Annotated in this window: 20 protein-coding genes, 3 tRNA genes and 3 pseudogenes; 13 read left to right on the top strand and 13 right to left on the bottom strand. The window is 70.1% G+C overall.

Going from position 1 to position 25,195, the window contains the following annotated elements; translation table 11 throughout:
• Positions 1–20: 20 nt before the first annotated feature.
• Positions 21–116 (top strand): annotated as a pseudogene (locus SRB17_RS45960) (type II toxin-antitoxin system YoeB family toxin); the annotation flags it as partial.
• A gap of 370 nt (positions 117–486) precedes the next feature.
• Here SRB17_RS45960 and SRB17_RS03480 read toward each other — a convergent pair.
• The 3 genes from SRB17_RS03480 to SRB17_RS03470 form a co-directional block, all read right to left on the bottom strand.
• Positions 487–563: transfer RNA gene (locus SRB17_RS03480), tRNA-Ile, on the bottom strand.
• Positions 564–739: 176 nt separating this feature from the next.
• Positions 740–812 (bottom strand) — tRNA-Asn (locus SRB17_RS03475).
• Between the two features lie 6 nt (positions 813–818).
• Positions 819–891 (bottom strand) — tRNA-Asn (locus SRB17_RS03470).
• Positions 892–1,050: 159 nt separating this feature from the next.
• On the opposite strand from SRB17_RS03470, the gene SRB17_RS03465 reads away from it, so the two are divergent.
• From SRB17_RS03465 to SRB17_RS03450, 4 genes are all read left to right on the top strand, one after another.
• A complete protein-coding gene (locus SRB17_RS03465) occupies positions 1,051–1,356 on the top strand; it encodes a YtxH domain-containing protein (protein WP_153534460.1) in 306 nt (101 codons plus the stop codon).
• A 185-nt stretch (positions 1,357–1,541) separates the two neighbouring features.
• Positions 1,542–2,981: an FGGY family carbohydrate kinase gene (locus tag SRB17_RS03460; RefSeq protein ID WP_153534458.1), complete on the top strand. Its 1,440-nt coding sequence runs from the start codon at positions 1,542–1,544 to the stop codon at positions 2,979–2,981.
• 466 nt (positions 2,982–3,447) lie between these two features.
• Positions 3,448–5,181, top strand: a complete 1,734-nt coding sequence (locus SRB17_RS03455) for an ABC transporter ATP-binding protein (protein WP_323374911.1) — start codon at positions 3,448–3,450, stop codon at positions 5,179–5,181.
• Positions 5,181–7,109: an ABC transporter ATP-binding protein gene (locus SRB17_RS03450; protein ID WP_153534456.1), complete on the top strand. Its 1,929-nt coding sequence runs from the start codon at positions 5,181–5,183 to the stop codon at positions 7,107–7,109. The genes SRB17_RS03455 and SRB17_RS03450 overlap by 1 nt, the downstream gene beginning before the upstream one ends.
• Before the next feature lie 73 nt (positions 7,110–7,182).
• Here the strand turns inward: SRB17_RS03450 and SRB17_RS03445 are convergent.
• Positions 7,183–8,491 (bottom strand): annotated as a pseudogene (locus SRB17_RS03445) (RNA polymerase sigma factor).
• Between the two features lie 111 nt (positions 8,492–8,602).
• Here SRB17_RS03445 and SRB17_RS03440 point away from each other — a divergent pair.
• Together SRB17_RS03440 and SRB17_RS03435 are read left to right on the top strand one after the other, a co-directional pair.
• Positions 8,603–9,232: a hypothetical protein gene (locus SRB17_RS03440; protein WP_323374910.1), complete on the top strand. Its 630-nt coding sequence runs from the start codon at positions 8,603–8,605 to the stop codon at positions 9,230–9,232.
• Positions 9,229–10,191, top strand: a complete 963-nt coding sequence (locus SRB17_RS03435) for a nucleotidyl transferase AbiEii/AbiGii toxin family protein (protein ID WP_323374909.1) — start codon at positions 9,229–9,231, stop codon at positions 10,189–10,191. Before SRB17_RS03440 ends, SRB17_RS03435 begins: the two co-directional genes overlap by 4 nt.
• On the opposite strand, the gene dnaG is transcribed toward SRB17_RS03435, so the two are convergent.
• The 4 genes from dnaG to SRB17_RS03415 form a co-directional block, all read right to left on the bottom strand.
• Complete coding sequence (gene dnaG / locus SRB17_RS03430; protein WP_323374908.1) at positions 10,188–12,092, bottom strand: DNA primase; 1,905 nt, start codon at positions 12,090–12,092, stop codon at positions 10,188–10,190. The two genes, SRB17_RS03435 and dnaG, sit on opposite strands and share 4 nt — an antisense overlap.
• Positions 12,093–12,129: 37 nt before the next feature.
• Positions 12,130–13,395, bottom strand: coding sequence for an NAD(P)/FAD-dependent oxidoreductase (locus SRB17_RS03425; RefSeq protein WP_323374907.1), 1,266 nt, complete (start codon positions 13,393–13,395; stop codon positions 12,130–12,132).
• A gap of 104 nt (positions 13,396–13,499) precedes the next feature.
• Complete coding sequence (locus SRB17_RS03420) at positions 13,500–14,774, bottom strand: deoxyguanosinetriphosphate triphosphohydrolase (RefSeq protein ID WP_153534453.1); 1,275 nt, start codon at positions 14,772–14,774, stop codon at positions 13,500–13,502.
• A 139-nt stretch (positions 14,775–14,913) separates the two neighbouring features.
• Positions 14,914–15,774: a sirohydrochlorin chelatase gene (locus SRB17_RS03415; RefSeq protein WP_153534451.1), complete on the bottom strand. Its 861-nt coding sequence runs from the start codon at positions 15,772–15,774 to the stop codon at positions 14,914–14,916.
• Positions 15,775–15,950: 176 nt separating this feature from the next.
• Here SRB17_RS03415 and SRB17_RS03410 point away from each other — a divergent pair, with 176 nt between their 5' ends.
• From SRB17_RS03410 to SRB17_RS03395, 4 genes are all read left to right on the top strand, one after another.
• The gene (locus SRB17_RS03410; protein WP_153534449.1) at positions 15,951–16,631 is read left to right on the top strand and encodes a SanA/YdcF family protein; all 681 of its coding nucleotides are present in this window, start codon (positions 15,951–15,953) and stop codon (positions 16,629–16,631) included.
• Between the two features lies 1 nt (position 16,632).
• Entirely contained in the window at positions 16,633–18,102 is a 1,470-nt protein-coding gene (locus SRB17_RS03405) for a membrane-associated oxidoreductase (protein WP_153534447.1), read from the top strand.
• A 117-nt stretch (positions 18,103–18,219) separates the two neighbouring features.
• Positions 18,220–20,328, top strand: coding sequence for a molybdopterin oxidoreductase family protein (locus tag SRB17_RS03400; RefSeq protein WP_153534445.1), 2,109 nt, complete (start codon positions 18,220–18,222; stop codon positions 20,326–20,328).
• 57 nt (positions 20,329–20,385) lie between these two features.
• On the top strand, positions 20,386–21,219 hold the full coding sequence (locus SRB17_RS03395) for an arylamine N-acetyltransferase family protein (protein ID WP_153534443.1): 834 nt from the start codon (positions 20,386–20,388) through the stop codon (positions 21,217–21,219).
• Between the two features lie 18 nt (positions 21,220–21,237).
• Here SRB17_RS03395 and SRB17_RS03390 read toward each other — a convergent pair whose 3' ends face one another.
• The 3 genes and pseudogenes from SRB17_RS03390 to SRB17_RS03380 all read right to left on the bottom strand — a co-directional run.
• Positions 21,238–21,480, bottom strand: coding sequence for a hypothetical protein (locus SRB17_RS03390; RefSeq protein WP_153534441.1), 243 nt, complete (start codon positions 21,478–21,480; stop codon positions 21,238–21,240).
• Entirely contained in the window at positions 21,477–21,725 is a 249-nt protein-coding gene (locus tag SRB17_RS03385; protein WP_153535663.1) for a hypothetical protein, read from the bottom strand. Before SRB17_RS03385 ends, SRB17_RS03390 begins: the two co-directional genes overlap by 4 nt.
• Before the next feature lie 102 nt (positions 21,726–21,827).
• Positions 21,828–22,190 (bottom strand): annotated as a pseudogene (locus tag SRB17_RS03380) (ATP-binding protein); the annotation flags it as partial.
• 137 nt (positions 22,191–22,327) lie between these two features.
• Between SRB17_RS03380 and SRB17_RS03375 the strand changes: the two are divergent.
• The gene (locus SRB17_RS03375; RefSeq protein ID WP_323374906.1) at positions 22,328–23,215 is read left to right on the top strand and encodes a helix-turn-helix transcriptional regulator; all 888 of its coding nucleotides are present in this window, start codon (positions 22,328–22,330) and stop codon (positions 23,213–23,215) included.
• Positions 23,216–23,218: 3 nt separating this feature from the next.
• Positions 23,219–23,425, top strand: a complete 207-nt coding sequence (locus SRB17_RS03370) for a DUF397 domain-containing protein (RefSeq protein WP_323374905.1) — start codon at positions 23,219–23,221, stop codon at positions 23,423–23,425.
• Positions 23,426–23,565: 140 nt separating this feature from the next.
• Here SRB17_RS03370 and SRB17_RS03365 read toward each other — a convergent pair whose 3' ends face one another.
• Both SRB17_RS03365 and SRB17_RS03360 read right to left on the bottom strand, forming a co-directional pair.
• Positions 23,566–24,246, bottom strand: coding sequence for a hypothetical protein (locus SRB17_RS03365; RefSeq protein ID WP_153534439.1), 681 nt, complete (start codon positions 24,244–24,246; stop codon positions 23,566–23,568).
• Positions 24,247–24,458: 212 nt separating this feature from the next.
• A complete protein-coding gene (locus tag SRB17_RS03360) occupies positions 24,459–24,920 on the bottom strand; it encodes a hypothetical protein (RefSeq protein ID WP_153534437.1) in 462 nt (153 codons plus the stop codon).
• Positions 24,921–25,195: the final 275 nt, after the last annotated feature.

Genomic DNA, 25,195 nt, shown 5'->3' with positions numbered 1-25,195 from the left:
TCGTCGAGACGCAGTTCCCGGGCTACTGGTCTCGGAGAATCGACGACACGCACCGGCTCGTGTACAAGCCGGCCGACGATGAGTTGATCATCGTCCGGGCTCGGTACCACTACTGACACGGTCCGAAGAACCATCACCCGTCCCGAAGAGCGGGTGACGCTGGGGCGAGGCCGTTCAGTGCCGGCTCGCGCGGCGGGGCCGGCATCCCTCGAATGGGAAGGGCGACGCCTCCGCCGACGCACAGCACCCAACTGTTCGGCCTGTTCGTAGCGGTGGCCGAGCCGGCAGCGGACTACGGGTACTCCGGGGCACGGCGCCATCAGACGATACGACCTGTTTCGGCTGTGCCTCGGATGTCGCCCAACCGAGTCCCCTGGGCGTCCCCTGGATCTTGATCCGAGTAAGTGAACGGACGCCGCCACGCTGGTGCGGCAGCGCCCGTTCTCACGATTCCGCAGATAGAAACGGTTCTGCATCTGCGGTGCCTGGTGGGGCGGGTGGGACTCGAACCCACGGCCGACGGATTATGAGTCCGCTGCTCTAACCGGCTGAGCTACCGCCCCATAGCGGCGTGTCGCGTACAAGTGTGCGCGCCTGTTGCCGCAGCATAGCCGCTCATACGATCTCCTGCTTCGGATGGTCGGCTTCCGTGCTGCTCATGACCTTGAGGACTTCGGCGCAGGCACGGCGGTTCCCCCGGGCATGAAAAAGGACCCCCAAGGGGCCCTCGTTCAGTGCGCTCCCCCGACTGGACTCGAACCAGTAACCTGCCGGTTAACAGCCGGCTGCTCTGCCAATTGAGCTACGGAGGACCGAAGCTCCCCCGACTGGACTCGAACCAGTAACCTGCCGGTTAACAGCCGGCTGCTCTGCCAATTGAGCTACGGAGGATCGCCTCGATTGCATCGAACGTACCTCCCTGGGTATTCGCCAGGGGGCGCTCGCTCGCTGCGACACATACATTAGCGCAAGCAGGGGGGTGGTCCGCCAATCGGTTCCCCCCGGCGCCCACGTCGCACCGCAGACCAAGGCAAGGGAAGGGTGGCAGCCATGCGCTACCGGCTCACGTTCGTCGCCGGACTGGCCCTCGGTTACGTACTCGGCACGAGGGCCGGACGCGAGCGCTACGAGCAGCTGAAGAAGTCCGCTCAGCGGATCGCGCAGAACCCGGCCGTCCGCAACACGGCCGAGACCGCCGCCCAGCAGGGCCGCCAGTACGCCGGCAGGGCCTTCCACACGGTCAGCGACCGGGTCGGCGACCGGGTTCCGGAGACGGTGGCCCAGCGCGTGAGGTCCCTGCGGGAGCGGAACCTCAACGGCACCCCCGAGGACGACTGGGGCACCAGCAACACGTAACGGGACTTTTCGGCGCACGGGAGCGCGGACCCACCCAGCGGAACCACCCAGGGGCACGGGGACTGCGCGACGAGCCACGCACGACCCGCACCCGCCGACCCACGCACCCGCCCACACGCAGTGTCCCCACCCCCCTTCGGCGCCCTCGGCTCCCGTAACCGCAGGGATGCTGCAAAATTCAGGGCATGGGGATAGTCGCCGGCTTGGACAGCTCACCGGAATTCACACGCATCGTCGTCTGCGACATGGACACCGGTGCCGTACTGCGGCAGGGATACGCCCCGCATCCGGTGGAGGGCCGGCCCAGCGACGTGGACCCGCAGGCCTGGCTGCTCTCCCTCGGCGAGGCGGCCGGCGGCGGCCTGCTGGAGGGCGTGCAGGCCATCGGCGTGTCGGCCCAGCAGAACGCCCTGGTCCCGCTGGACGCCCAGGGCAACACCGTGCGCCCGGCGCTGGCCGGCGGCGACAAGCGGGCGCAGGTCGCGGCGGCGGATCTCGTCGACGCGCTCGGCGGCCGGGAGGCCTGGGCGCAGGCCGTCGGGTGCGTGCCGTCCGCCGCACAGCCGGTCACCAAGCTGCGCTGGCTCGCGAAGACCGAGCCGGAGAACGCCCGCAGGACGGCCGTACTGCTCCAGGCGCACGACTGGCTGGTCTGGCAGTTGCTCGGGCGGCCGGTACGCAGGACCACCGATCGCGGTGGCGCCTCCGGCACCGGGTACTGGTCGGCCGGGACCGGCGCCTACCGGCCCGACCTGGTCGAGCTGGCGCTCGGCCACCAGGCGATGCTGCCCGAGGTGATCGGCCCGTCGGACGCGGCCGGTACGACGCCGGAGGGGCTGCTGATCTCCGCCGGCACCGGGGAGACCATGGCCGCCGCGTTCGGGCTCGGGATCGGGCTGGGGGACGCGGTCGTGTCCCTCGGGGCGTCCGGGTCCGTGATGGCCGTGCACCCCGAGGCGCTCGCCGACCAGTCCGGGATGATCACCTCGCTCGCCGACGCCACCGGCATGCACCTGCCGGTCGTGACCACGCTCAACGCCGTGCGGACCCTGCGCGGGACCGCCGAACTCCTCGGACTGGCGGACCTGGAGAGCCTGTCCGAGCTGGCGATGAAGTCCACGCCTGGCGCCCACGGACTCGTCCTGCTCCCCTATCTGGAGGGTGAGCGGACGCCGAACCTGCCGCACACCGCCGGGACGCTCGCGGGCCTGCGGCGCGAGTCGATGAAGCCCGAGCACCTGGCGCGGGCCGCGTTCGAGGGCATGCTGTGCGGGCTCGGCGACGCGCTGGACGTGCTGCGCGGGCGGGGCGTGGACGTGCGGCGGATCTTCCTGCTCGGCCCGGCCGCAGAGTTGCCCGCCGTACAGGCCTCGGCGCCCTCGCTGTTCGGCGCGCAGGTCGTCGTACCGCAGCCCGCGGACTACGCGGCGATCGGCGCGGCCCGGCAGGCGGCCTGGGCGCTCGGTGTGTCGCAGGGCACACTCGATCCGCGCACACCGCCGGCCTGGCAGGGCGCGGCGGCGCAGGTGCTGGAGCCGGGAGACGAGCTGGCCGTGGGGCAGGCGGTGCGGCAGCAGTTCACGGCGGTGCGCGAACAGACCCACCCGGGAGCGTTCCGCTCCTAGCTCGGCCGGAAGCGTCCCACTCTCGGCTCCCCCCGGAAGGGCCCCCGCTCTCGGCTCGGCCCGGGAGCATTCCGCTCTCGGCTCACCCCGGAAGCGTCCCGCTCCTGGCTCACCCCGGGAGCGCTCCGCTCCTAACACGGCCCGAGAGCGCCTCCGCTCCTAGCTCGCCCCGGGAGCGTCCCACTCTCGGCTCCGCCCGGAAGCGTCCCGCTCCTAGCTCGACCCGGAAGCGTCCCGCTCCTAGCTCACCCCGGAAGCATCCCGCTCCTAGCTCGGCCCGGAAGCTTCCCGCTCTCGGCTCACCCCGGAAGCGTCCCCGCTCTCGGCTCGGCGCGGGAGCATTCCGCTCTCAGCTCAAGGGGCCTGTTCGCGGGTTAATCGGTTGAGGTAACGCGGGTGGAGTGTCCGACGATAGGGGCCAAGGGCAACCGATCAGCCCCCACCCGCCGACTCCGAGAGACCAAGCGTGCTCATACGACTCCTGCGGACCTATCTCAGGCCCTACAAGAAACCCATAGCCCTCCTGGTGCTGCTGCAGTTCCTGCAGACTTGCGCCACCCTCTACCTGCCCACGTTGAACGCGCACATCATCGACAACGGTGTCGTGAAGGGTGACACGGATTACATCCTGTCCTTCGGCGCCCTGATGATCGGCATCTCGCTGGCCCAGGTCGTCTGCAACATGGGCGCCGTGTACTTCGGTGCGCGGACCGCCTCCGCGCTCGGCCGGGACGTGCGCGGTGCCGTCTTCGACCGGGTGCAGTCCTTCTCCGCGCGCGAGGTGGGTCACTTCGGGGCGCCCTCGCTCATCACGCGTACGACGAATGACGTACAGCAGGTCCAGATGCTGGCCCTGATGACGTTCACCCTGATGGTGTCGGCGCCCATCATGTGCGTGGGCGGCATCGTCCTGGCACTCGGCCTGGACGTGCCGCTGTCCGGCGTGCTGGTCGCCGTCGTGCCGGTGCTGGCCATCTGCGTCACCCTGATCGTGCGCCGGCTGCGGCCGCTGTTCCGGTCGATGCAGGTCCGCCTGGACACGGTGAACCGGGTGCTGCGCGAGCAGATCACCGGCAACCGGGTGATCCGCGCCTTCGTGCGCGACGAGTACGAGCAGGGCCGGTTCGGGAAGGCCAACGGCGATCTCACCGAGATGCAGCTGGCCACCGGCCGGATGCTCGCGCTGATGTTCCCGATCGTCATGACGGTGGTGAACCTGTCGTCGATCGCGGTCGTGTGGTTCGGCGCCCACCGCATCGACAGCGGCGGGATGCAGATCGGTGACCTGACCGCGTTCCTCGCCTATCTGATGCAGATCGTCATGTCCGTGATGATGGCCACCTTCATGTTCATGATGGTGCCGCGCGCGGAGGTGTGCGCGGAGCGCATCGAGGAGGTCCTCGGGACCGACTCCAGCGTGGTGCCGCCGGCCGCACCGGTCACCGAGCTGCGCCGGCACGGGCATCTGGAGATCCGTGGGGCGGGCTTCCGCTATCCGGGTGCCGAGGAGCCGGTGCTGAAGTCCATCGACCTGGTGGCCCGGCCCGGTGAGACGACCGCCGTGATCGGCTCCACCGGCAGCGGCAAGTCGACGCTGCTCGGGCTGGTCCCGCGGCTGTTCGACGCCACCGAGGGCGAGGTGCTGGTCGACGGCGTCGACGTCCAGCGGGTCGAGCCGAGGCTGCTCGCGAAGACGGTCGGGCTGGTGCCGCAGAAGCCGTACCTGTTCGCGGGGACGGTCGCGACCAACCTGCGCTACGGCAATCCGGACGCCACCGACGAGGAGCTGTGGCACGCGCTGGAGGTGGCGCAGGCCAAGGACTTCGTGAGCAAGCTGGAGGGCGGCCTGGACGCGCCGATCGCCCAGGGCGGTACGAACGTCTCCGGCGGCCAGCGCCAGCGGCTCGCCATCGCCCGCACCCTGGTCCAGCGTCCCGAGATCTACCTCTTCGACGACTCCTTCTCCGCGCTCGACTACGCCACCGACGCGGCCCTGCGCACCGCGCTCGCCCGCGAGACCGCCGAGGCGACCGTCGTCATCGTCGCCCAGCGGGTGGCGACCATCCGGGAAGCCGACCGGATCATCGTGCTGGACGAGGGCCGCGTGGTCGGCTCCGGCCGGCACCGGGAGCTGATGGCGGCCAATGAGACCTACCGGGAGATCGTGCTCTCCCAGCTGACGGAAGCGGAGGCTGCCTGATGGCCGGGCCCATGGGACGCATGATGGCCGGGGGCGGCCCCGACCAGCGCTCGATGGACTTCAAGGGATCGGGCAAACGGCTCGTCTCCCAGTTCAGACCGGAACGGCTCACCATCTACGGCCTGCTGCTGTGCGTGGTCGTCAGCGTGACCCTGAGCGTGATCGGCCCGAAGATCCTCGGCAGGGCCACCGACCTGGTCTTCTCCGGCATCATCGGCCGGCAGATGCCGGCCGGCACCACCAAGCAGCAGGTCCTCGACCAGATGCGGGCCCACGGCCAGGGCACCATCGCGGACATGCTCAAGAGCACCGACTTCACGCCCGGCAAGGGCATCGACTTCGGTGCCGTCGGGAACGTCCTGCTGCTCGCGCTCTGTACGTTCATGGTCGCCGGCCTGCTGATGGCGGTGGCCACCCGGCTGGTCAACCGGGCCGTGAACCGCACGATGTACCGGATGCGCGAGTCCGTGCAGGCGAAGCTGTCGCGGCTGCCGCTGTCGTACTTCGACAAGCGCCAGCGCGGCGAGGTGCTGTCCCGCGCGACCAACGACATCGACAACATCGGGCAGACGCTCCAGCAGTCGATGGGCCAGCTCATCAACTCGCTGCTGACCATCATCGGCGTGCTCGTGATGATGTTCTACGTCTCCTGGATCCTCGCGCTGGTCGCGCTGGTCACCGTGCCGCTGTCGTTCGTGGTGGCCACTCGGGTCGGCAAGCGGTCGCAGCCGCACTTCGTGCAGCAGTGGCGCTCCACCGGCAAGCTGAACGCCCACGTCGAGGAGATGTACACCGGGCACACCCTGGTGAAGGTGTTCGGCCGGCAGGCGGAGTCGGCGAAGCAGTTCGCCGAGCAGAACGAGGCGCTGTACGAGGCCGGGTTCAAGGCGCAGTTCAACAGCGGGATCATGCAGCCGCTGATGATGTTCGTGTCGAACCTGAACTATGTGCTGGTGGCGGTCGTGGGCGGCCTGCGCGTGGCCTCCGGGTCGCTGTCCATCGGTGACGTCCAGGCCTTCATCCAGTACTCGCGGCAGTTCTCCATGCCGCTGACGCAGGTCGCGTCGATGGCGAACCTGGTGCAGTCCGGTGTCGCCTCGGCCGAGCGGATCTTCGAACTCCTCGACGCGGAGGAGCAGGAGGCGGATCCGGTGCCGGGCGAGCGGCCGGCGGAGCTGCGCGGCCGGGTCCGGCTGGAGCACGTGTCCTTCCGGTACGACCCGGAGAAGCCGCTGATCGAGGACCTCTCCCTCACGGTGGAGCCCGGTCACACGGTGGCGATCGTCGGTCCGACGGGTGCGGGCAAGACCACGCTGGTCAACCTGCTGATGCGGTTCTACGACGTGTCGGGCGGCCGGATCACCCTCGACGACGTCGACATCCGGAAGATGTCCCGCGACGAACTCCGGTCCGGGATCGGCATGGTGCTGCAGGACACCTGGCTGTTCGGCGGCACGATCGCGGAGAACATCGCGTACGGGGCGTCCCGGGAGGTCACCCGCGGGGAGATCGAGGAGGCGGCACGGGCGGCCCATGCCGACCGGTTCGTCCGCACCCTCCCCGACGGGTACGACACCGTGATCGACGACGAGGGCACGGGCGTCAGCGCGGGTGAGAAGCAGCTCATCACCATCGCGCGGGCGTTCCTGTCCGACCCGACGATCCTGGTGCTGGACGAGGCGACGAGTTCGGTCGACACCCGGACCGAGGTGCTGATCCAGAAGGCGATGGCCAAGCTGGCGGCGGGGCGGACGTCGTTCGTGATCGCGCACCGGCTGTCGACGATCCGGGACGCCGACACGATTCTCGTCATGGAGAACGGGTCGATCGTCGAACAGGGCGCGCACGCGGAGCTGCTGGCGGCCGACGGTGCGTATGCGCGGCTGTACAAGGCCCAGTTCGCGCAGGCTGTTGCGGAGGTGGACTAGCCGCGCGGGGGGCCGCCGGCAGGCGGCCCCCCTCGGTCCAGCTCTTCCAGTGCAGCCCCTTCAGTCCAGCCCTTCAGTCCAGATAACCCCTCAACTGGTCCGCGAAGGCGTGGTCCCGGAGCTTGTTGAGGGTCTTGGACTCGATCTGCCGTATCCGCTCCCGGGTCACCCCGAACAGCCGGCCTATCTCCTCCAGCGTGCGGGGCCGGCCGTCGATGAGGCCGTAGCGGAGCTGTACGACCTTCCGCTCCCGCTCGCCCAGCGTGGACAGCACGGCCTCCAGATGCTCCCTGAGCAGCAGGAACGCCGCCGACTCGACCGGCGATGCGGCATCCCCGTCCTCGATCAGGTCGCCGAGGGCCACGTCGTCCTCCTCGCCGACCGGGGCGTGCAGCGAGACCGGCTCCTGGGCCAGGCGCAGTACCTCGGAGACCCGCTCGGGCGGCAGCTCGAGGTGCGCGGCGACCTCTTCGGGCGTCGGCTCGTACCCCCGCTCCTGCAGCATCCGCCGCTGGACGCGCACGACCCGGTTGATCAGCTCGACCACGTGCACCGGCACGCGGATGGTGCGGGCCTGGTCGGCCAGGGCCCGGGACATGGCCTGGCGGATCCACCAGGTGGCGTACGTCGAGAACTTGTAGCCGCGGGCGTAGTCGAACTTCTCCACCGCCCGGATCAGCCCGAGATTGCCCTCCTGCACGAGGTCGAGCATGGTCAGGCCGCGCCCGACGTACCGCTTGGCGACGGAGACCACGAGCCGTAGGTTGGCCTCGATGAGCCGCCGCTTGGCCATGCGCCCCATGACCACGAGCCGGTCCAGGTCGAGCCCCAACTCGGTGTCCAGATCAGGGGTGTTGCTCAGCTTCTCCTCGGCGAACAGGCCGGCCTCGACCCGGCGGGCGAGTTCGACCTCCTCGGCGGCGGTGAGCAGCGGGATACGGCCGATCTCGCGCAGGTACTGGCGGAACAGGTCGGCCGAGGGGCCGCCGGTCTCGGCCCGGGCTGAGACCCGTGTCTCGACGGGCTCGACGGGCTCGGCGGCCTCCAGCGGTTCGCCGTCCTCCTCGGGCTCGTCCACGAGCGCGTCCGCCGGTGGTTCCGCCGGCTCGGCGGGCACCGCCTCCGGGTGGCGGACGGCTCGGCTCTGCGGGGGCACGGCCACGAGGACATCCAGCTCTGCGTCCGGCTCGTCCGAGGTCGTGCCGGTGGTACTGGTGGCACGGGCGGCGCTGTCGGTCTGGGTGAGGGTCTGGGTCTGCACGGGGGCGACCTCCAGGATGATCGCTGCTGAAGCTGTGCGGCAGCGGCACTTCGGGAGCGGAGAGTCGACGGCCTGCGCTCCGAGGACTCGGGCACCGGACCCAGTGTGGAGTACGACACATCCCCGCCACGAGGGGCTTGCGGTGACTTTTTGCGTCCGGTCCGTGACCGGACGGTGATCGGAGGAGGAAAACCGGGCGCCGCCTTCCGCCCTGATCTGGGAGGATCCCCGGGTGCCCGGACTTCTGTACGAAACCCATGTCACCGTCCGCTGCACCGGCCCCGCGGAGACGGAGCGGCTGCGCCGCTGGGCGGAGGCGGCCGGGCTGAAGCTGACGCACATCGTGCTGGCCCGCGGCCGGATGCGGGACCAGCCGATGCTGACCCTGGCCGGTTCGACCTCGTACGCCGAGCAGTCGGCGCGGGCGGACGGGACGGTGGCGGCGCTGCGGTCGGCCGGTTTCACTCCGGTCCGGGTGAAGACGGAGTCGGTGCCGTGGGCGCCGGAGGTGCCGGACGGGCCGTGCGGGGGCGGGCGGTCCGGCGGACAGTATTTCGAGCACCACGTGAAGCTGCTCCTGGACGCGGACGCCGATCTGGCCTCGCTGACCGCGCGGGTCGTCCCGCACGGCGCCCACCTGTCGTGGAACGCGCGCCGGGTCCGCGACGGCGGACGGCACGAGCGGTTCGTGACGCAGCGCTGCCGGGGCGTCCGTGGCGCGGAGGCCGAAGAGGCGCTGCGGCTGCTGCTCGCGGAGCTGGACGGGTTCGAAGTGCTCGGCGTGGAGCGGGAGTTCGTGCTCCACGACAGCGACGAGTCGGTGGACGACGGGTGGATCGAGGAACGGGAGGTGTCCGCGTGAGCGGGACGGAGCGGGAGCGGCCGACCAGGGATGTACCTCGGACGCTGACCTGGGTACCCGGCGGCGACGTCACCCAGCGCCCCGTCTTCGAGCCGGCCCTCAAGCAGTACCAGAACGCCTACCGGGCCGCCGACCCCGTCTTCGCCGACCCGGCGCGCGGCGAGGCCTGGCGCAGCGCCCGCCGACGGGCGCTGCATCTGGTCCTGGCCGCGATCGCCGGTTCGGAGTGGGCCGGATCCCTGGTGCTGCGCGGCAGCCTGCTGATGTCGGTGTGGTTCGGGGAGGCCGCCCGCGAACCCGGTGACCTGGACTTCGTCGTCGTACCGGCCGACTGGCGGATCGACGAGAAGCGCACGGACCGGATGATCCGGGGTATCGCCGAGGCCGCGCAGGACCATTACGGCGAGGTCGCCTTCTGTGCGCGGGACGCGGTCGTGGAGGACATCTGGACGTACGAGCGGGTGCCCGGCCGCCGCATGGTCCTGCCCTGGTCGGCGCCCGGCCTGCCCGGCGGGCACGTGCAGCTGGACTTCGTCTTCAACGAGCAGCTCCCGCAGGCGCCGCAGCCCGTGGAGCTGCCGGGCGGCGCGGTGCTGCTCGGAGCTACGCCGGGACTGTCGCTCGCGTGGAAGCTGATGTGGCTGATCACCGACCTCTACCCGCAGGGCAAGGACCTGTACGACGCCGTCCTCCTCGCCGAGGCCCATCCGCTCTCCCATGAACTGCTGCAGCGGGTGGTCAGGCTGTCCGGCGAGTGGCCCAACCCCTCCCTGGAGAAGCCGATCCCCCTGACGGAGGTCGTGGAGGCGGCCCGGCACGTCGAGTGGCACCACTTCGTCACCGAGTACCCCCAGTTCGCCGACCGCGAGCGGGAGTTCGCGGACCGGCTGCTGCGCGCGGTGACCCCGGCCTTCCCGCCCGACGCCGGCCAGGCCCTGTCGTTCGACGACAGGACCTAGAGCGCCTCCGCCCCCCGCTCCCGCAGTGTCTGGTCGTACTGCTGGAGGACCCACATCTCGTTCTGCACGGCGGCCAGCTGGGCGGGGTCGCCCCCGGTGGCCAGGCGGGTCAGCTGGGACTGGATGTCGTGGATGCGGCGCTCGACGGCGCGGCGGCGGATCTGGACCAGGACCGTGCCCGCGTAGGTCTCGTCGACCGTACGGCGCAGGATCGGCTCGACGGCCAGTTCGGTGACCATCGCGCGGACGGTGTCGTCGGGCGCGGCCTCCCGGACCCGGACCAGGTACTCCTGCGGGTCGGATACGCCGTACTCGGCGCCGCCCGCCTCCGCGACGGCCTGGCACACGGCCGCGTACGGCGGCGCGGTGAACTCGTCCAGGCCGTAGGCGTCAAAGGCCGGGGAGACCAGCTCGGGGCGCTGGAGGGCGAGCTTGAGCAGTTCGCGTTCGGCGGCGTAGACGGGGTTGCGCAGGGTGAGGGCCGGGCCGGAGTTCGTCGTGCGCGGGGCGGCCTGCCACTGCTGGTCGGCCGGGCGGGAGCGGCCCTGCTGCTGCGGGCCCTTGCCCTCCCGGGCCCAGCGGGCCAGCTGGGCCACCCGCCGGACCACGAACTGGGTGTCGAGGATGCCGAGCAGGCCGGCCAGTTCGACGGCGACCTCGTGCTGGGCGCCGCTGTTCTTGATGCGGGCGACGATCGGCGCGGCCTCGTCCAGCGCGGCGGCGCGGCCGGCCGGGGTGTCCAGGTCGTAGCGGCTCACGATCTGGCGCAGTGCGAACTCGAAGAGCGGGGTGCGCGGTTCGGCCAGGTCCGCGACCGCCTCGTCGCCCTTGGCCAGGCGCAGCTCGCAGGGGTCCATGCCGTCGGGGGCGATCGCGATGTAGGTCTCGGCGGCGAATTTCTGGTCGTCCTCGAAGGCGCGCAGGGCGGCCTTCTGGCCGGCGGCGTCACCGTCGAAGGTGAAGATGACGCGGGCGCTGCCGTTGTCCATCAGCAGGCGGCGGAGGATCTTGATGTGCTCGCCGCCGAAGGCCGTGCCGCAGGTCGCGATCGCGGTCGTCACCCCGGCGAGGTGGCAGGCCATGACGTCGGTGTAGCCCTCGACCACGACAGCGCGGCTGGCCTTGGCGATCTCCTTCTTCGCCAGGTCGATGCCGTACAGCACTTGGCTCTTGCGGTAGATCGCCGTGTCGGGCGTGTTCAGGTACTTCGGGCCGTTGTCCGCCTCGTACAGCTTGCGGGCGCCGAAGCCGACGACCTCGCCGCCGATGTCCCGGATCGGCCACATCAGGCGGCCCCGGAAGCGGTCGATGGGCCCCCGGCGTCCCTCCTGCGCGAGCCCGGACAGCAGCAGCTCCTTGTCGCTGAAGCCCTTGCCGCGCAGGTAGCGGGTGAGGTGGTCCCAGCCCTGGGGGCTGTAGCCGACGCCGAAGTGGACGGCGGCGGCCTGGTCGAAGCCGCGCTCGGCGAGGAAGATCCGGCCGGTCTCGGCCTCGGGGCTGGTGGCGAGCTGCTCGGCATACCACTGCGCGGCGATCTTGTGCGCCTCGACCAGGCGGATGCGCTCGCCGCGCTGGTGGGCCGGGTTGTACCCGCCCTCCTCGTAGCGCAGCGTGATGCCGGCCTGGGCCGCGAGCCGCTCCACCGCCTCCGAGAAGGAGAGGTGGTCCACCTTCATCACGAAGGTGATGGTGTCGCCGCCCTCCTGGCAGCCGAAGCAGTGGAAGAGTCCCTTGCTGGGGCTGACCTGGAAGGACGGCGACTTCTCGTCGTGGAACGGACACAGGCCCTTGAGGTTGCCACCGCCCGCGTTGCGCAGCTGGAGGTACTCGGAGACCACGGCGTCGATCGGGACCGCGTCCCGTACCGCCTTCACGTCCTCGTCGTTGATCCGTCCAGCCACGCGTGAATTCTACGGGGGTGGTGTGACAGCCCCGGCCTCAGGAAGTGAGGCTGTCCAGCGGTACGTGCGGGTCGGCCAGGGCCTCGGTGTCCATCTGGGCCTTGGAACGGATCAGCTTCTGGATCTGCTCTGTGACATCCCACACGTTCACGTTCATCCCGGCGAGCACGCGTCCCTCCTTCACCCAGAACGCGATGAACTCCCGCTTCCCGGCGTCGCCCCGGATCACCACCTGGTCGTACGACCCAGCCGGCGCCCACCCGCTGTACTCCATGCCCAGGTCGTACTGGTCGGTGAAGAAGTACGGCACACGGTCGTACGTCGCCTCCTGGCCGAGCATCGAGCGTGCCGCCGCAGGTCCGCCGTTCAGGGCGTTGGCCCAGTGCTCGACCCGTACCCGGGTGTCGAACAGGCCGAGCGGGAAGTTCGCCACGTCGCCGGCCGCGTAGATGTCCGGGTCGGACGTGCGCAGCCGCTCGTCGACGACGATGCCGCCGCCGTACGCCCGGTCGGCGATCTCCAGGCCCGCCGCTTCCGCGAGGCCGACGCGGGGCGCCGCCCCGATCGCGGCGAGGACGTCGTGCGCCGGGTGCTCCTCGCCGTCGTCGGTGCGGGCCGCGAGGACCATGCCGTCCTGGCCGACGATCTCGGTGAGCTGCCGCCCGAAGTGGAAGCGGACGCCGTGCTCGCGGTGCAGCTCCGCGAAGACGCCGCCCAGCTCGGGGCCGAGGACGCCGTGCAGCGGGGTCGGCGCCGGTTCGATCACGGTGACCTCCGCGCCGTACTCGCGGGCCGCCGCCGCGACCTCCAGGCCGATCCAGCCGGCGCCCGCGATCACGATGTGCCCGTTGTCCCGGCCGAGCGAGCTCAGCACGCCCTTGAGCCGCTCGGCGTGCGCGAGCCGGCGCAGATGGTGCACGCCCGCCAGGTCGGTGCCCGGGATGTCCAGGCGGCGGGGCTCGGCGCCGGTGACGAGCAGCAGCTTGTCGTAGCGGACGAGGGTGCCGTCGTCACCGAAGCGGACCGTCTTCGCGCTGCGGTCGATGCGGTCGACGAACTGGCCGAGGTGCAGCTCGATGTCGTTCTGCGCGTACCAGGCCGGCTCGTGCACGAAGACGCTGTCGCGCTCCTCCTTGCCGAGCAGATACCCCTTGGACAGCGGCGGTCGCTCGTAGGGGTGGTCGCGCTCGTCACTGATCAGTATCACCCGGCCGGTGAAGCCCTCCGCCCGGAGCGTCTCGGCCGCCTTCGCGCCGGCGAGTCCGCCCCCGACGATGACGAATGTCTGATCCGCGTCGACCACTTGATGCCTCCTCGTAAGGGTGCCGCCACATGCGAGCGTCCCGCACGCAACGTGATGCGGGAAGAGGGAGTGACCCGATCAGGCCACGGACGGTCATGTTCCTCTCACATATGCCCCGTAAGTCTCGCGTGCAGCGAGCGTGCGGAGGCGTCGGTGAGGGAGGCGATCTGGTCGACGATCACCCGCTTGCGTGCGTGGTCGTCGCCTGCCCCGTCGAACAGTGCCCGAAACTGTGGATCCAGCCCGTCCGGCGCGCGGGCGGTGAGCGCCTCCGCCAGTTCCGCCACGACGACCCGCTGGTCCGCGCGCAGCCGCTCCTGCTCGGCGCGCTGCATCACATACCGGTCCGCGACCGCCTTGAGCACCGCGCACTCCATGCGGGCCTCGCGGGGTACGACGAGTTCGGCGTCGTACCGGGTGAGCCGGCCGGTGCCGTACGCGGTGCGGGTGGCGCCCTCGGCGGCCAGGCAGAACCGGCCGATGAGCTGGCTGGTGGCGTCCTTCAGGCGGGCCTGGGCGACCGCCGTGCCGTCGTAGCCGTGCGGCCACCATTCCTCGTCCTGGAGGCGGTCCAGGGCGGCGGAGAGTTCGGCCGGATCGGTGCCGGCGGGGACGTACCGGCCGATGGCGACCTCGAAGACCGCCTGCCGTTCGGGCTCGGCGTGCAGGCAGTTGGGGTCGATGTGACCGGCGTGCAGGCCGTCCTCGACGTCGTGCACCGAGTACGCCACGTCGTCCGACCAGTCCATGACCTGGGCCTCGAAGCAGGTGCGGGTGCGGGGAGCGGTCCTGCGGACCCAGTCGAACACCGGGCGGTCGTCCTCGTACACGCCGAATTTCGGGGACGCCGGGTCGGTGGGGTGCGCGCCGCGCGGCCAGGGGTATTTGGTGGCGGCGTCGAGTGTGGCGCGGGTGAGGTTGAGGCCGACGGAGTGTTCGTCGGTGAACCGTTTGGGCTCGATGCGGGTCAGGATTCTGAGCGACTGGGCGTTGCCCTCGAAGCCGCCGCAGTCGTCCGCGAAGGCGTTCAGCGCCTGTTCGCCGTTGTGACCGAAGGGTGGGTGACCGAGGTCGTGGGCCAGACAGGCGGCCTCCACCAGGTCGGGGTCACAGCCGAGGGCGGCGCCGAGCTCCCGGCCGACCTGGGCGCATTCGAGTGAGTGGGTGAGCCGTGTTCTGGGGCTGGCGTCCCAGGCGCTGGCGCTGCGCTCGCCCGGCGTGACGACCTGTGTCTTGCCGGCGAGCCTTCGGAGGGCGGCGGAGTGGAGGATGCGGGCGCGATCGCGTTGGAAGGCGGTGCGGCCGGGGCGTTTGTCTGGTTCCGGGGCCCAACGCTCCGCTGAGGTGGGGTCGTAGGTGCCGTTGGGTGTGCCTTCCATTCCTCGACAGTATGCCTACTCATCTGCCGAGTTCTGTCTTTGGGCGGCTGCGGGGTTGTGTGGCTGATCGCGCCCACGCGGCGGAGCCGCATATCGATACAGCCCCGCGCCCCTTATCGGTACTTCCCCGCTGCTTCTTTCAGGCTGAAGCCAGTTCCACCTGCCTGATCACCCGTGCTTCGTCGTAGCGGTGCAGGATGAGTCGGGCCATCGCCGGATGCGCCCCCAGCGGGTCCGCCGCTATCCACGGAGCTCGCTCACCGCACTGCGTCGCGAAACGTCCCGGCGCCGTGAAGCACGAGGCGAGCGCCACCCGGTGTCGGCCCCTCGCCGCCAGTGCGCGTACCGCCGTCGGGACGGTCGGGGTCGCCGCCGAGGCGTAGGCCGGGACGACCGGGACTCCCAACCGGTCCGCGAGGAGGCGGGCCGTGCGGCGGGTGTCGGTGGCCGAGTCGGGGTCGCGGGAGCCGGCGGCTGCCAGGACGACCGCGCTCGACCGGCGGGTGGCCGCGTCCATGGCCGTCGGCCAGCCTGCCTCCAGCAACCGGTCGTACAGGGTCTCCACGAGGAGCGGGTGCGGGCCCAGTGGGGCGGCCACCCGGGTGCTCGCCCTGGCCGTGGCCGCCATCTCGGGGATGTCCTGCTTGACGTGGTAGCCGTGGGAGAGGAGCAGCGGGACCAGGACGGCGGGGGTGTCCCCGAGCGCGGCGAGGGTGTCCGGGAGCAGCGGTTCGTTCAGCTCGATGTGGCCCAGGTGGACGGCGAGGCCGGGGCGCAGTTCGCGTACCCGGTCCGCCAGGGTCCGTACGGTGTCCAGCGCGCGGGGGTCGCGGCTGCCGTGGGCGACCAGGACGAGGGCGGGCGGGGGCGTGCGGCGGTGGCCGAGCGGGGAGACCAGCCGGAGCCGGCCGGCGAGCTGGCTGCCGATGCTGTTCATGAGGTGCGCCGTGCTGTCGAGGTGGACGCGGGACTCGGACCGGGGAGGATGCGACGCCGTCATGCAAGGATCCTGACGGCGCCAGGTTGCGTGGCCGTTGCCGGGCCGTCACGAGCGTTTTCCGCGGCTTCACGTCGTACGGATGCTCGATGTGAGGCGAACCGGACGGCCGCCGGTGACGTCCTCCATGGTCGGAACCGGTCGGAGGAACCGGTCGGAACCGATCCCTGGGGGGCCGTATGAAGATCCGTCGACCGCGGCTGCCGCGCACCCGCACGGGGCAGCGCCGGCTGGTGCAGGCCGTGATGGCCGGGTGTGTGCTGGCGCTGCTGCCGGCGACCTGGCTGTTCGTGTCCACGGCGGACCGGCTGCGCACGACGGCGGACGCCCCGCGGACACAGGTCGCCATGGTGTTCGGGGCCGGTCTGTGGAACGGGGAGCCGTCGCCGTATCTCGCGCACCGGCTGGACGCGGCGGCGAAGCTGTACCGGGCGGGCCGGGTCGAGGTCGTCCTGGTCACCGGGGACAACAGCCGCAAGGACTACGACGAGCCCGACGCCATGCGCGCCTATCTCGAAAAACACGGGGTGCCGGGCCGGCGGATCGTCCGTGACTACGCCGGGTTCGACACCTGGGACTCCTGCGTGCGGGCCAGGAAGATCTTCGGCGTGGACCGGGCCGTGCTGATCAGCCAGGGTTTCCACATCCGGCGGGCGGTGGCGCTGTGCGAGGCGGCGGGGGTGGACTCGTACGGGGTCGGGGTCGCCGACAAGCACGATGTGACCTGGTACTACGGCGGGACGCGCGAGGTGTTCGCGGCCGGCAAGGCGGTGCTGGACGCGGTGTTCCGCCCGGACCCGACGTTCCTCGGGCCACGGGAGAACGGGGTCAGCCAGGCGCTGGCAGGGGCGCGGGACTGACATGGAGATCACGGAGCTGACGCCCGCCGAGCGCCGCGTCCGGGACGCCTTCCCGCTCGGTGAGGGGGTCGACTTCCGGGAGAGCGAGGACGAGGACCCCGCACAGGGCGCCTCATGGGGCCCGGAGCGCACGCTGCGGGCGGAGGTGCTGCGGGAGCTGCTGCTGGACGGGCCGGTGCGGGAGGGACGCATCGCCGGACTGAAGGTGTGGGGCGCGCGCATCACCGGCGTACTGCATCTGATGTACGGGACGGTCGACCACCCGGTCCGGCTGCGGGCCTGCTTCTTCGACGAGACCCCGAACCTGTACGGGGCGAGGGTCCCCGCCCTGGTACTGACCGATTCGGTCCTTCCGGGGCTCACCGCGGGCGCCCTCCGCGTCGACGGGGCGCTGCGGATCACCTGCTGCCGCATCGCGGGTCGCGTACGGCTGGCGGGCGCGAAGATCTCCGGGGCGTTCTTCGCCAACCAGGCACGGCTCGGCCGCCTCGACGAGGTCTCAGAGGAACCCGTCCTCCAGCTCGGCCACGCGGAGGTGGGTGCGGATGTGTGGGCCGTCGGGCTCGTCGCCCACGGCGAGGTCCGGCTCAAGGGGACCACCGTGGGCGGGCAGGTGAACCTCGACGACGCCGTGCTGCAGAACCCCGGCGGCACGGCGCTGGACGCCGAGACCCTTTCGGTCGGCACCGATCTGCGGGGGATGCGGCTGCGCACCCACGGGCGGTTCAATCTGCGCGGCGCCCGCATTCCCCACCAGCTCAACCTCGCGTACGCCCGTCTGTCCCATCCGGAGGGAGTGGCCCTGCGCGCCAGCAGCAGCGCCATCGGCGAGCTGTGGCTGCGGGAGGCCGCGCCGGTCGAGGGAGCCGTCAATCTGCGCCGCGCCCAGCTCGACCTGCTGCACGTGCCCCCCGAGGTGTGGCCCGGGCGGGTGCGGATCGACGGGCTCACCTACCGCGTCCTGACCCCGCACCTCCCGGCCGAGCAGCGTCTGCCGCTGCTGGAACGCGAGCCGGACGGTTTCCTTCCCCACCCCTACGAGCAGCTGACCACGGCCTACCGCACGGTCGGCGACGACGCCGCCGCACGCACCGTCCAGCTGGCCAAGCTCCGCCGCCACCGGCGCACCCTGCCGCCGTACGCCCGCCTGTGGGGCCGGCTCCAGGACGCGGCCGTCGGCTACGGCTTCCGCCCGATGCGGGCCGCGGGCTGGCTGCTGCTCCTGCTGTGCACCGGCACGCTCGCCTTCGCCCTGCACCATCCGCCCGCGCTCAAGCCCTCCGAGGCGCCCGCGTTCAACCCGCTCTTCTACACCCTCGACCTGCTGCTGCCGATCATCGACTTCGGCCAGGAGGGGGCGTTCGCGCCGGACGGCTGGTACCAGTGGCTGTCGTATCTGCTGATCGTCACCGGCTGGGTGCTGGCGACGACGATCGCGGCGGGCGTCAGCCGCTCGCTGAGCAGGCAGTAGGGCACGAGGAGGGGGACGCGGACCTCACGGCGCGCCCGGCCCGGCGGGGAGGTCGCCGTGCCGGGCGCGTAACGGGAGGCGGTCGGGGCCGTAACACGCCCGACGCACCCTGGCGGCATGGAAACGATCGCCTCGACGCCCACCCACTGCCCGTACTGCGCCCTGCAGTGCGGGATGAACATCACGCCCCTGCCGCAGGGGGGCGTCGAGGTGACCGAACGGACGGACTTCCCGGTGAACCGGGGCGCACTGTGCGGCAAGGGCCGTACGGCGGCCGAGGTGCTGTCGCCCGCGGTACGGCTGACCTCGCCGCTGGTGCGGTCCGGTGGCCGGCTGGTCGAGGCGAGCTGGACCGAGGCCCTGGACCGGATCGCGGAGCGGCTCGGGGGGATACGGGCGGAGTACGGCGCCGACGCGCTGGGCGTGTTCGGCGGGGGTGGGCTGACGAACGAGAAGGCGTACACGCTCGGCAAGTTCGCCCGGGTGGTGCTCGGCACCTCGCAGATCGACTACAACGGCCGGTTCTGCATGTCGTCCGCCGCGGCGGCGGGCACGAAGGCGTTCGGCCTCGACCGGGGCCTCCCCTTCCCCCTGGAGGACATCCCGAGGACCGGGTGCGTGATCCTCGTCGGGTCGAACCTCGCGGAGACCATGCCCCCGTCCCTGCGCTTCTTCACCGAACTCCGGGAGAACGGCGGCACGCTGATCGTCGTCGACCCCCGCCGGACGAGGACGGCCGAGCAGGCTGACCTGCACCTGGCCCCCCGCCCCGGCACCGATCTCGCCCTGGCCCTCGGCCTGTTGCACCTGGTGGTGGCCGAGGGGCGGACGGACGAGGCGTACATCCAGGAACGGACCACCGGCTGGGAGCAGGCCCGGGCGGCGGCGATGGCGCACTGGCCGGAGCAGGTGGAGCGGATCACGGGGGTGTCCGTTCCGCAGCTCCGGGAGGCGGTACGGCTGTTCTGCGAGCCGGAGTCGGCGATGGTGCTCACCGCCCGCGGGCCGGAGCAGCAGTCCAAGGGCACGGACACGGTGGGCGCGTGGATCAATCTGTGCCTGGCGACGGGGCGCGCGGGGCGGCCGCTGAGTGGTTACGGCTGCCTGACCGGGCAGGGCAACGGGCAGGGCGGCCGCGAGCACGGCCAGAAGGCCGACCAGTTGCCCGGCTACCGCAAGCTGGACGACCCCGCGGCGCGGGCACACGTGGCCGGCGTGTGGGGCGTCGCCCCGGACACCCTGCCCGCCCCCGGACGCAGCGCGTACGAACTCCTCGACGCCCTGGGCACGGACATCCGGGCGCTGCTGCTCATGGGCTCCAACCCGGTGGTGTCGGCACCGCGCGCGGCGCATGTCGAGGAGCGGATCAGGTCCCTTGGTTTTCTCGCCGTCTGCGATGTGGTGATGTCCGAGACGGCTCAGCTGGCGGACGTCGTCCTGCCGGTCACCCAGTGGGCGGAGGAGACGGGCACGACGACCAGCCTCGAGGGCAGGGTCCTGCTGCGCCGCCAGGCCATCACGCCGCCGCCCGGGGTCCACAGCGACCTGTACGTCCTGCATGAGCTGGCGGCCCGGCTGGGGGTGGAGAAGGGCTTCCCGACAGACGCGGAGGAGGCCTTCGAGGAACTCCGCCGGGCGAGCGCGGGCGGTCCGGCGGACTATTCCGGGATCACCTACGGGCGGCTGGCGGGGGAGAACGGGGTGTACTGGCCGTGCCCGCAGAACGCGGACGCGGATCCGGAAGACGCGGTGGCTCACCCGGGCACCCCGCGCCTGTTCCTGGACCGGTTCGCCACTCCCGACGGCCGGGCCCGGTTCGCCCCCGTGACCCACCGCCCGACGGCGGAGGAGCCGGACGCCGAGTACCCGCTCCTGCTGACCACCGGCCGGGTGGTGTCCCAGTACCAGTCGGGCGCACAGACCCGGCGGGTCGCCGAGCTGAACGCCGCCGCGCCGGGCCCCTTCGTGGAGCTGCATCCGCGCCTGGCGGCCCGGATCGGCGCGGCCGAGGGCGACCCGGTGACCGTGACCTCCCGCCGTGGCCGGGCGACCGCCCCCGCCCGGATCACCACGTCCATCCGCCCGGACACGGTCTTCATGCCGTTCCACTGGCCGGGCGAGGGCCGCGCCAACACACTCACCAACCCCGCTCTCGACCCCACTTCCCGGATGCCGGAGTTCAAGTCGTGTGCGGTGCGGGTGGAGGTCGTAGGACCACGGAAGTAGCCCGGATCGGTCCGCCGGTCACGGCTGGCAGCGGCCGGAGCGCGTTAGGTTCGGTGTATGTCCGACTTCGAGCAGTCCGACCTGGACGCCTACCTGGACCGCATCGGCTGGAAGGGCGCCCGCCGGCCCGCCCTGGAGACCCTGCGCGGCGTGCATCTCGCACACGCGCTGTCTCTCCCCTTCGAGAACCTGGACGCCGTGTCGGGCCGGGCCCCCTCACTGGCACCTGCCGACCTGCTGGCCAAGATGATCCACGGCCGGCGCGGCGGCTACTGCTACGAGCACAACACCCTGCTCCGGCTGGCACTCCTGGCGCTGGGGTTCGGCGTGACACCGCTGGCCGGGCGCGTGGTGGTGGGCGCGGACACACCCGAGAGCCGCCCGCGCACCCACGCGATGCTGCAGGTGGCGGTGCCGGGTGACCCGCAGCCGTACCTCGCGGACGTCGGTTTCGGCGCGGCCGGCGCACTGCTGCTGCCGGTGCCGCTGATCACCGGCGAGGAGTTCGAGGGCGCCGGACGCCGGCACCGACTGATGCCGCTGCCGAACCATCAGGGCCCGCTGGAGCAGTTGGAGTTGCAGGCGTACGACCGCCGGGCGCGGGAATGGACCGGCCAGTACGCCTTCACCCTGGAGCCGTTCGCCGCCTCGGACCTGGAGGTGTTCAACTGGTACGTCAGCACCAGCCCCCGCTCCCCCTTCACTCGCCGTCCCTACCTCCAGCGCACCACCCCCGACCGCCATCTCTCCCTGGATGGCACCCAATTGACGGAAACCGACGCCGACGGCACGGTGACCGACCGCAAGCTGACGGACGAGGCCGAGGCGCGGCGCGTGGTGGAGGAGGAGTTCGGGATCGCGGTGCCGGAGGGGGTGCGGTTGCTGGGGTGACTCAGCGCCGGGAGCAGCTCAAAGGGAAGGAATGAGCCTGACCACCGTCACAGTCAGCACGGATCCCGAGACGTAATACAGCACGATGGCCCCGAGGACAGTGGCCTCACGTCGATCGCGCTCGCCCCTGACGGCCGTCGAGCCGTGGCCGTACGGATCCAGGCCGATGGACCGCGCCATGGCCTCCCTGAACGCCTCGGCATCCGGCATCTTGGCCAGGACATCGTCGGCGGGCGGGGCGTAGGTGATGCGGTAGCTCAAGCCGCGCCCCGCCTCTCGGCCTCGTCGGCGGCAAGACGCTCCAGCAGTGCTTCAGCCTCGGGGTCCGGCACGGCTTCCAGCATCCAGTGGCGCATCACGGCATGGATCTCGTGCACCCCGGCGTCATTGACGGCACGGTCGAACTCCTCGCGCCGTTCCTCCGGCAGGGCCGCGCGGATGTCGGGGATGCTGTTGGGGACCTCGACCTCGATGCCGTTGACGAAGGTCTTCAACGGTTCGGCCATGGTCGTCCTCCTTGATGGCGGGGGTACCCTGCCGCCACCGTAACCGGCCGGAGCCACCCGGGATACGACATCGAGCTCGCACCATACGGACTTGCCAACGGTCAGCTCATCCACACCCCACCGGTCGGCGACCTCGCGCACGATCAGCAGCCCGCGCCCGAACATGTCATCTGCGGCGGCCTCGCGGAGGTGCGGCCGTAATTCCCCCCTCGGGTCGGACAGGGAAATTCGCAGAACACGTTCCATAAGAGTGAGTTCGACGCGGAAGAGCCGCTCTCGGAGGCATCCGTGCAGTACGGCGTTGCCGCCCAGCTCGGAGACCAACTGGGCGGCATCGGCGGCGAGTTCCGGATAACCCCACTCGGTGAGCAGGCGCTGGGCTCTCTGCCGGGCCAGGGTGACGCTCCTGGGGAGCGGGGTGTAGTCGAGGCGGTCGTGACGCAGGGGTGTTTCGGGGGCAGACATGCGGCGCACCTCCAGCGCCGTGTGTTCGATGCGTCACGGAAAGTAGTAGGGGCGTGCCTCCATTGCAAGTTATCGATGGAGGAATTCATCCATATGAGGTTTGTGTGGCACTCCGCACAAGGCCCAGACTGATCGCCGTGAGCACACAGCACATGACGCAGGGCAACTGCACGTCCTCAGTCCTTGGGCGCCGACTCGGCGGCGAGCTTGCCAAGTTGCGCATGGCAGCTGGCCTTACGCAGAGCCATGCCGCCAAGACACTGACGGCGTCCACAACCAAGGTGGCCAAGATGGAGGGTGGTTGGGTGTCGATGCGGGATCCGGACATCCGCGCCCTGTGCGAGCTGTACGGCGTCCGTGATCCCGGAGTCGTCGGCGCGTTACTGGAGTTGGCCCGAGTCGACCGGGAGCGTCGCAGAGCGAAGGGCTGGTGGGACGACTACACGATCTCCGGCCTCATGCAGGAGTACGTCGCACTGGAGAGCGCGGCAACGGTCATCAGGGTGTGGCAACCCGCGTTCGTTCCGGGACTGCTTCAAACGCCGGAGTACGTACGGGCTGTGAGGAACACGCCCGTGGCTGCATTGAGGGAGGGCGTGCAGCCGGATGACGACTTCATCGCGGCCCGGCTCGCCCGCAAGCACCGCCTTACCGATGACCCGCCGCTGAAGCTGCGGGTGGTGATCTACGAAGCGGTGTTCCGCAGCATCCCTGGAGGCGCTGAGACGGCCAAAGCACAGCTTGACGAGCTGGTGAGGGTGGCCGACCTGTCCAACATCAGCTTGCGGGTCTTCCCGTTCAGCGGCGGAGCGCACGCGGGCCTCAACGGGTCGTTCAACATCCTTTCGTTCGCTGCCCCTGGGGCCATGGACGTCGTATACGTAGAGGCTCCCTTCGCCAGGCGATGGGCGGAAGGGGGAGAAGCGGCGACCTCCTACGACAACCTGTTCCAGAAGATTGCCGAATGCTCCCTCTCCGAGAGAGAGTCGGTGTCGCTCCTCAGTAAGCTACGTAAGGATCTGTGAGCCGTGCCTGCATTCGAGTACCGCAAGTCCAGCTACAGCGACCACGAAGAGGAGTGCGTCGAGGTAGCCACCAACATCCCGACGATCATCGCCATACGCGACTCCAAGAACGCCATCGGACCGGCACTCCGAGTCCCACCCATTGCGTGGAGGACCTTCCAGACCGCCCTTGCGAGCGGACGCCTTCGACGGGCCCTGGGGTCCGTCTGACCAGAGGTCGGATCCGTCGATCTACAGAACGTGCTGCGGCAGTGCGTCCGACGTAGCGGCGTACGAGCGCGCAGCCAGGCCGGACAGGGTTACCCTGCCCGGCCCGAGGCTGTACTCGCTCGTTGCCCAACGCCGCCGCATCAATGAACTGCACTCAGCTTGACGTGCTGCTGAACCTCCGCAGGTGTCCAGCCGGTGCCAGGGTCGTCACCTGTGACGTTGAAAGTCATGAAGTACTCCACCGAGCTTCCGACTCGGCCGGCGTCCAGATACACGGGCACGGTTTGCTGGCCGATCCTTGTCGTCAACCGGAGAGCGATGCTGCTCTGAGCGGTGAGGTGGCCGCCATATTCCGCCACCTCCATGTGCTGTCGCACGCCGTTCCCCGTACCGGTGAAGCCCTTGCAGCTGGTGTCCGCATTCGACAGGCCCGACATGACCTTCTCGGCACCGCCACCGGGATACGAGGCGAGACGAATCCGCACCATGACGCCGGAACGGTCCTTCGCCACAGCGCTCCGTTCCACCGCAGCAACCGCCTTGACGGCCCCACTCTCGCTCAGCGCGTCGGCGATGGGCTGGCATGCCGGCTTGTCAGCCATCATCCGCTGACCGCCAATCGGCCAGGCCGACGACTTGGGAACGCTCACCTCCCATCCGGACACGTCACCACTCTTGATCGCAGCGCCCTCGAGTTGCTTGCGCGTCAGCGCCGGCGAGGCGTTCTTGCCTGAGGAGGTTCCTTTTGCAGCCGCGACCCCACCACCTGACCGCTCAATAGGCTTGGAGTCATTTCCTGCACAGGCCACAGCGAACGCCATTGAGACACCAGCGCACAAGACTGCGAGTGATTAAGGAGCTGATGCCCAGATGTCGGCAAACGCAGCGCAACCGTGGCACGGGCGGACGGGTCGCAACACCGAGTCGGTCAAGGCGATCCGCACGTTTGGCCTGGCGATGTCAAGCAGAGTAGAAAAGGCTTACGCTGTCCGGCGCTCTGGCCACCAAGTAAATCTGTGACTCCGCCGAGGGCTTATACTGTCGGAATAGTTGCGACCGTCACTTGCCCATCCATCAGGCATTCTATGAGAACGGAACTACCAAGCGGGTAAATCCAGAAGTGCGGCCCCACATCAAGGATCTCCCGTGCATGCCGGACGGCAACATCCGCAGGCAGCGTGACAGTGGGTAGTACGAGATTCCCCCAGAAGATTGCGACTCGCACCCCACTTTCCACGTAAGGCGACAGCAATTCCGATGCCATCCTCGTCCAGCCCTCCTCATCATCCCACCAAAGACGATCCTCATACGAAGCGGAGTCCCAGTCAAGAGCTGCACTGAAAGTCGGCGGAAACCGATTAAGGCTCATCGTCTCCAATTTCCGACTATCGGTCCATCCCAACTTCACAACCTGACGGCCGTCGCGATCCTCAGGATCGTTCATAAAATCCGGAAGATAGTCTGGGCGACTTGCATATTCGTTGTTCTCAGTCATCTTGGAGCACCTTCAACCAGGGCGCAACGGTATCAGACGGCCACCTAATGGCATATTTACGGACGGCTGAACCCTTTCCGGTCATCACGTTGATGTGTGCACCCTTCTCCGGGTCAACGTCCAAGCGAAACTCCCTGTACTCACCACCGCTTTTTCCGGTAAACCCAGTCACTTTCCCAAAGGTTTCAACCGCGCTTTCCAGCCGCCCTCTGAGAGTCCTCCGTGTACCGGCATCAAGCGTCCCCATGATGTCCAGTGCCGGGACTCGCAAACCC

The sequence above is a fragment of the Streptomyces sp. RB17 genome, from assembly GCF_009604455.1.
GTDB lineage: Bacteria > Actinomycetota > Actinomycetes > Streptomycetales > Streptomycetaceae > Streptomyces.
Note: the sequence above shows the minus strand (reverse complement) of the source record. Positions and strands in the feature narration are given on the sequence as shown.

Bases quoted from the DNA above. Each gene is read 5' to 3' on its own strand.
- SRB17_RS03460 (WP_153534458.1), top strand. From the start codon at position 1,542: ATGGGGATAGTCGCCGGCTTGGACAGCTCACCGGAATTCACACGCATC.
- SRB17_RS03385 (WP_153535663.1), bottom strand. From the start codon at position 21,725: ATGGCCGAACCGTTGAAGACCTTCGTCAACGGCATCGAGGTCGAGGTC.
- SRB17_RS03450 (WP_153534456.1), top strand. From the start codon at position 5,181: ATGGCCGGGCCCATGGGACGCATGATGGCCGGGGGCGGCCCCGACCAG.
- SRB17_RS03365 (WP_153534439.1), bottom strand. From the start codon at position 24,246: ATGGCGTTCGCTGTGGCCTGTGCAGGAAATGACTCCAAGCCTATTGAG.
- SRB17_RS03395 (WP_153534443.1), top strand. From the start codon at position 20,386: ATGTCCGACTTCGAGCAGTCCGACCTGGACGCCTACCTGGACCGCATC.
- SRB17_RS03400 (WP_153534445.1), top strand. From the start codon at position 18,220: ATGGAAACGATCGCCTCGACGCCCACCCACTGCCCGTACTGCGCCCTG.
- SRB17_RS03410 (WP_153534449.1), top strand. From the start codon at position 15,951: ATGAAGATCCGTCGACCGCGGCTGCCGCGCACCCGCACGGGGCAGCGC.
- SRB17_RS03465 (WP_153534460.1), top strand. From the start codon at position 1,051: ATGCGCTACCGGCTCACGTTCGTCGCCGGACTGGCCCTCGGTTACGTA.
- SRB17_RS03405 (WP_153534447.1), top strand. From the start codon at position 16,633: ATGGAGATCACGGAGCTGACGCCCGCCGAGCGCCGCGTCCGGGACGCC.
- SRB17_RS03360 (WP_153534437.1), bottom strand. From the start codon at position 24,920: ATGACTGAGAACAACGAATATGCAAGTCGCCCAGACTATCTTCCGGAT.
- SRB17_RS03415 (WP_153534451.1), bottom strand. From the start codon at position 15,774: ATGACGGCGTCGCATCCTCCCCGGTCCGAGTCCCGCGTCCACCTCGAC.
- SRB17_RS03420 (WP_153534453.1), bottom strand. From the start codon at position 14,774: ATGGAAGGCACACCCAACGGCACCTACGACCCCACCTCAGCGGAGCGT.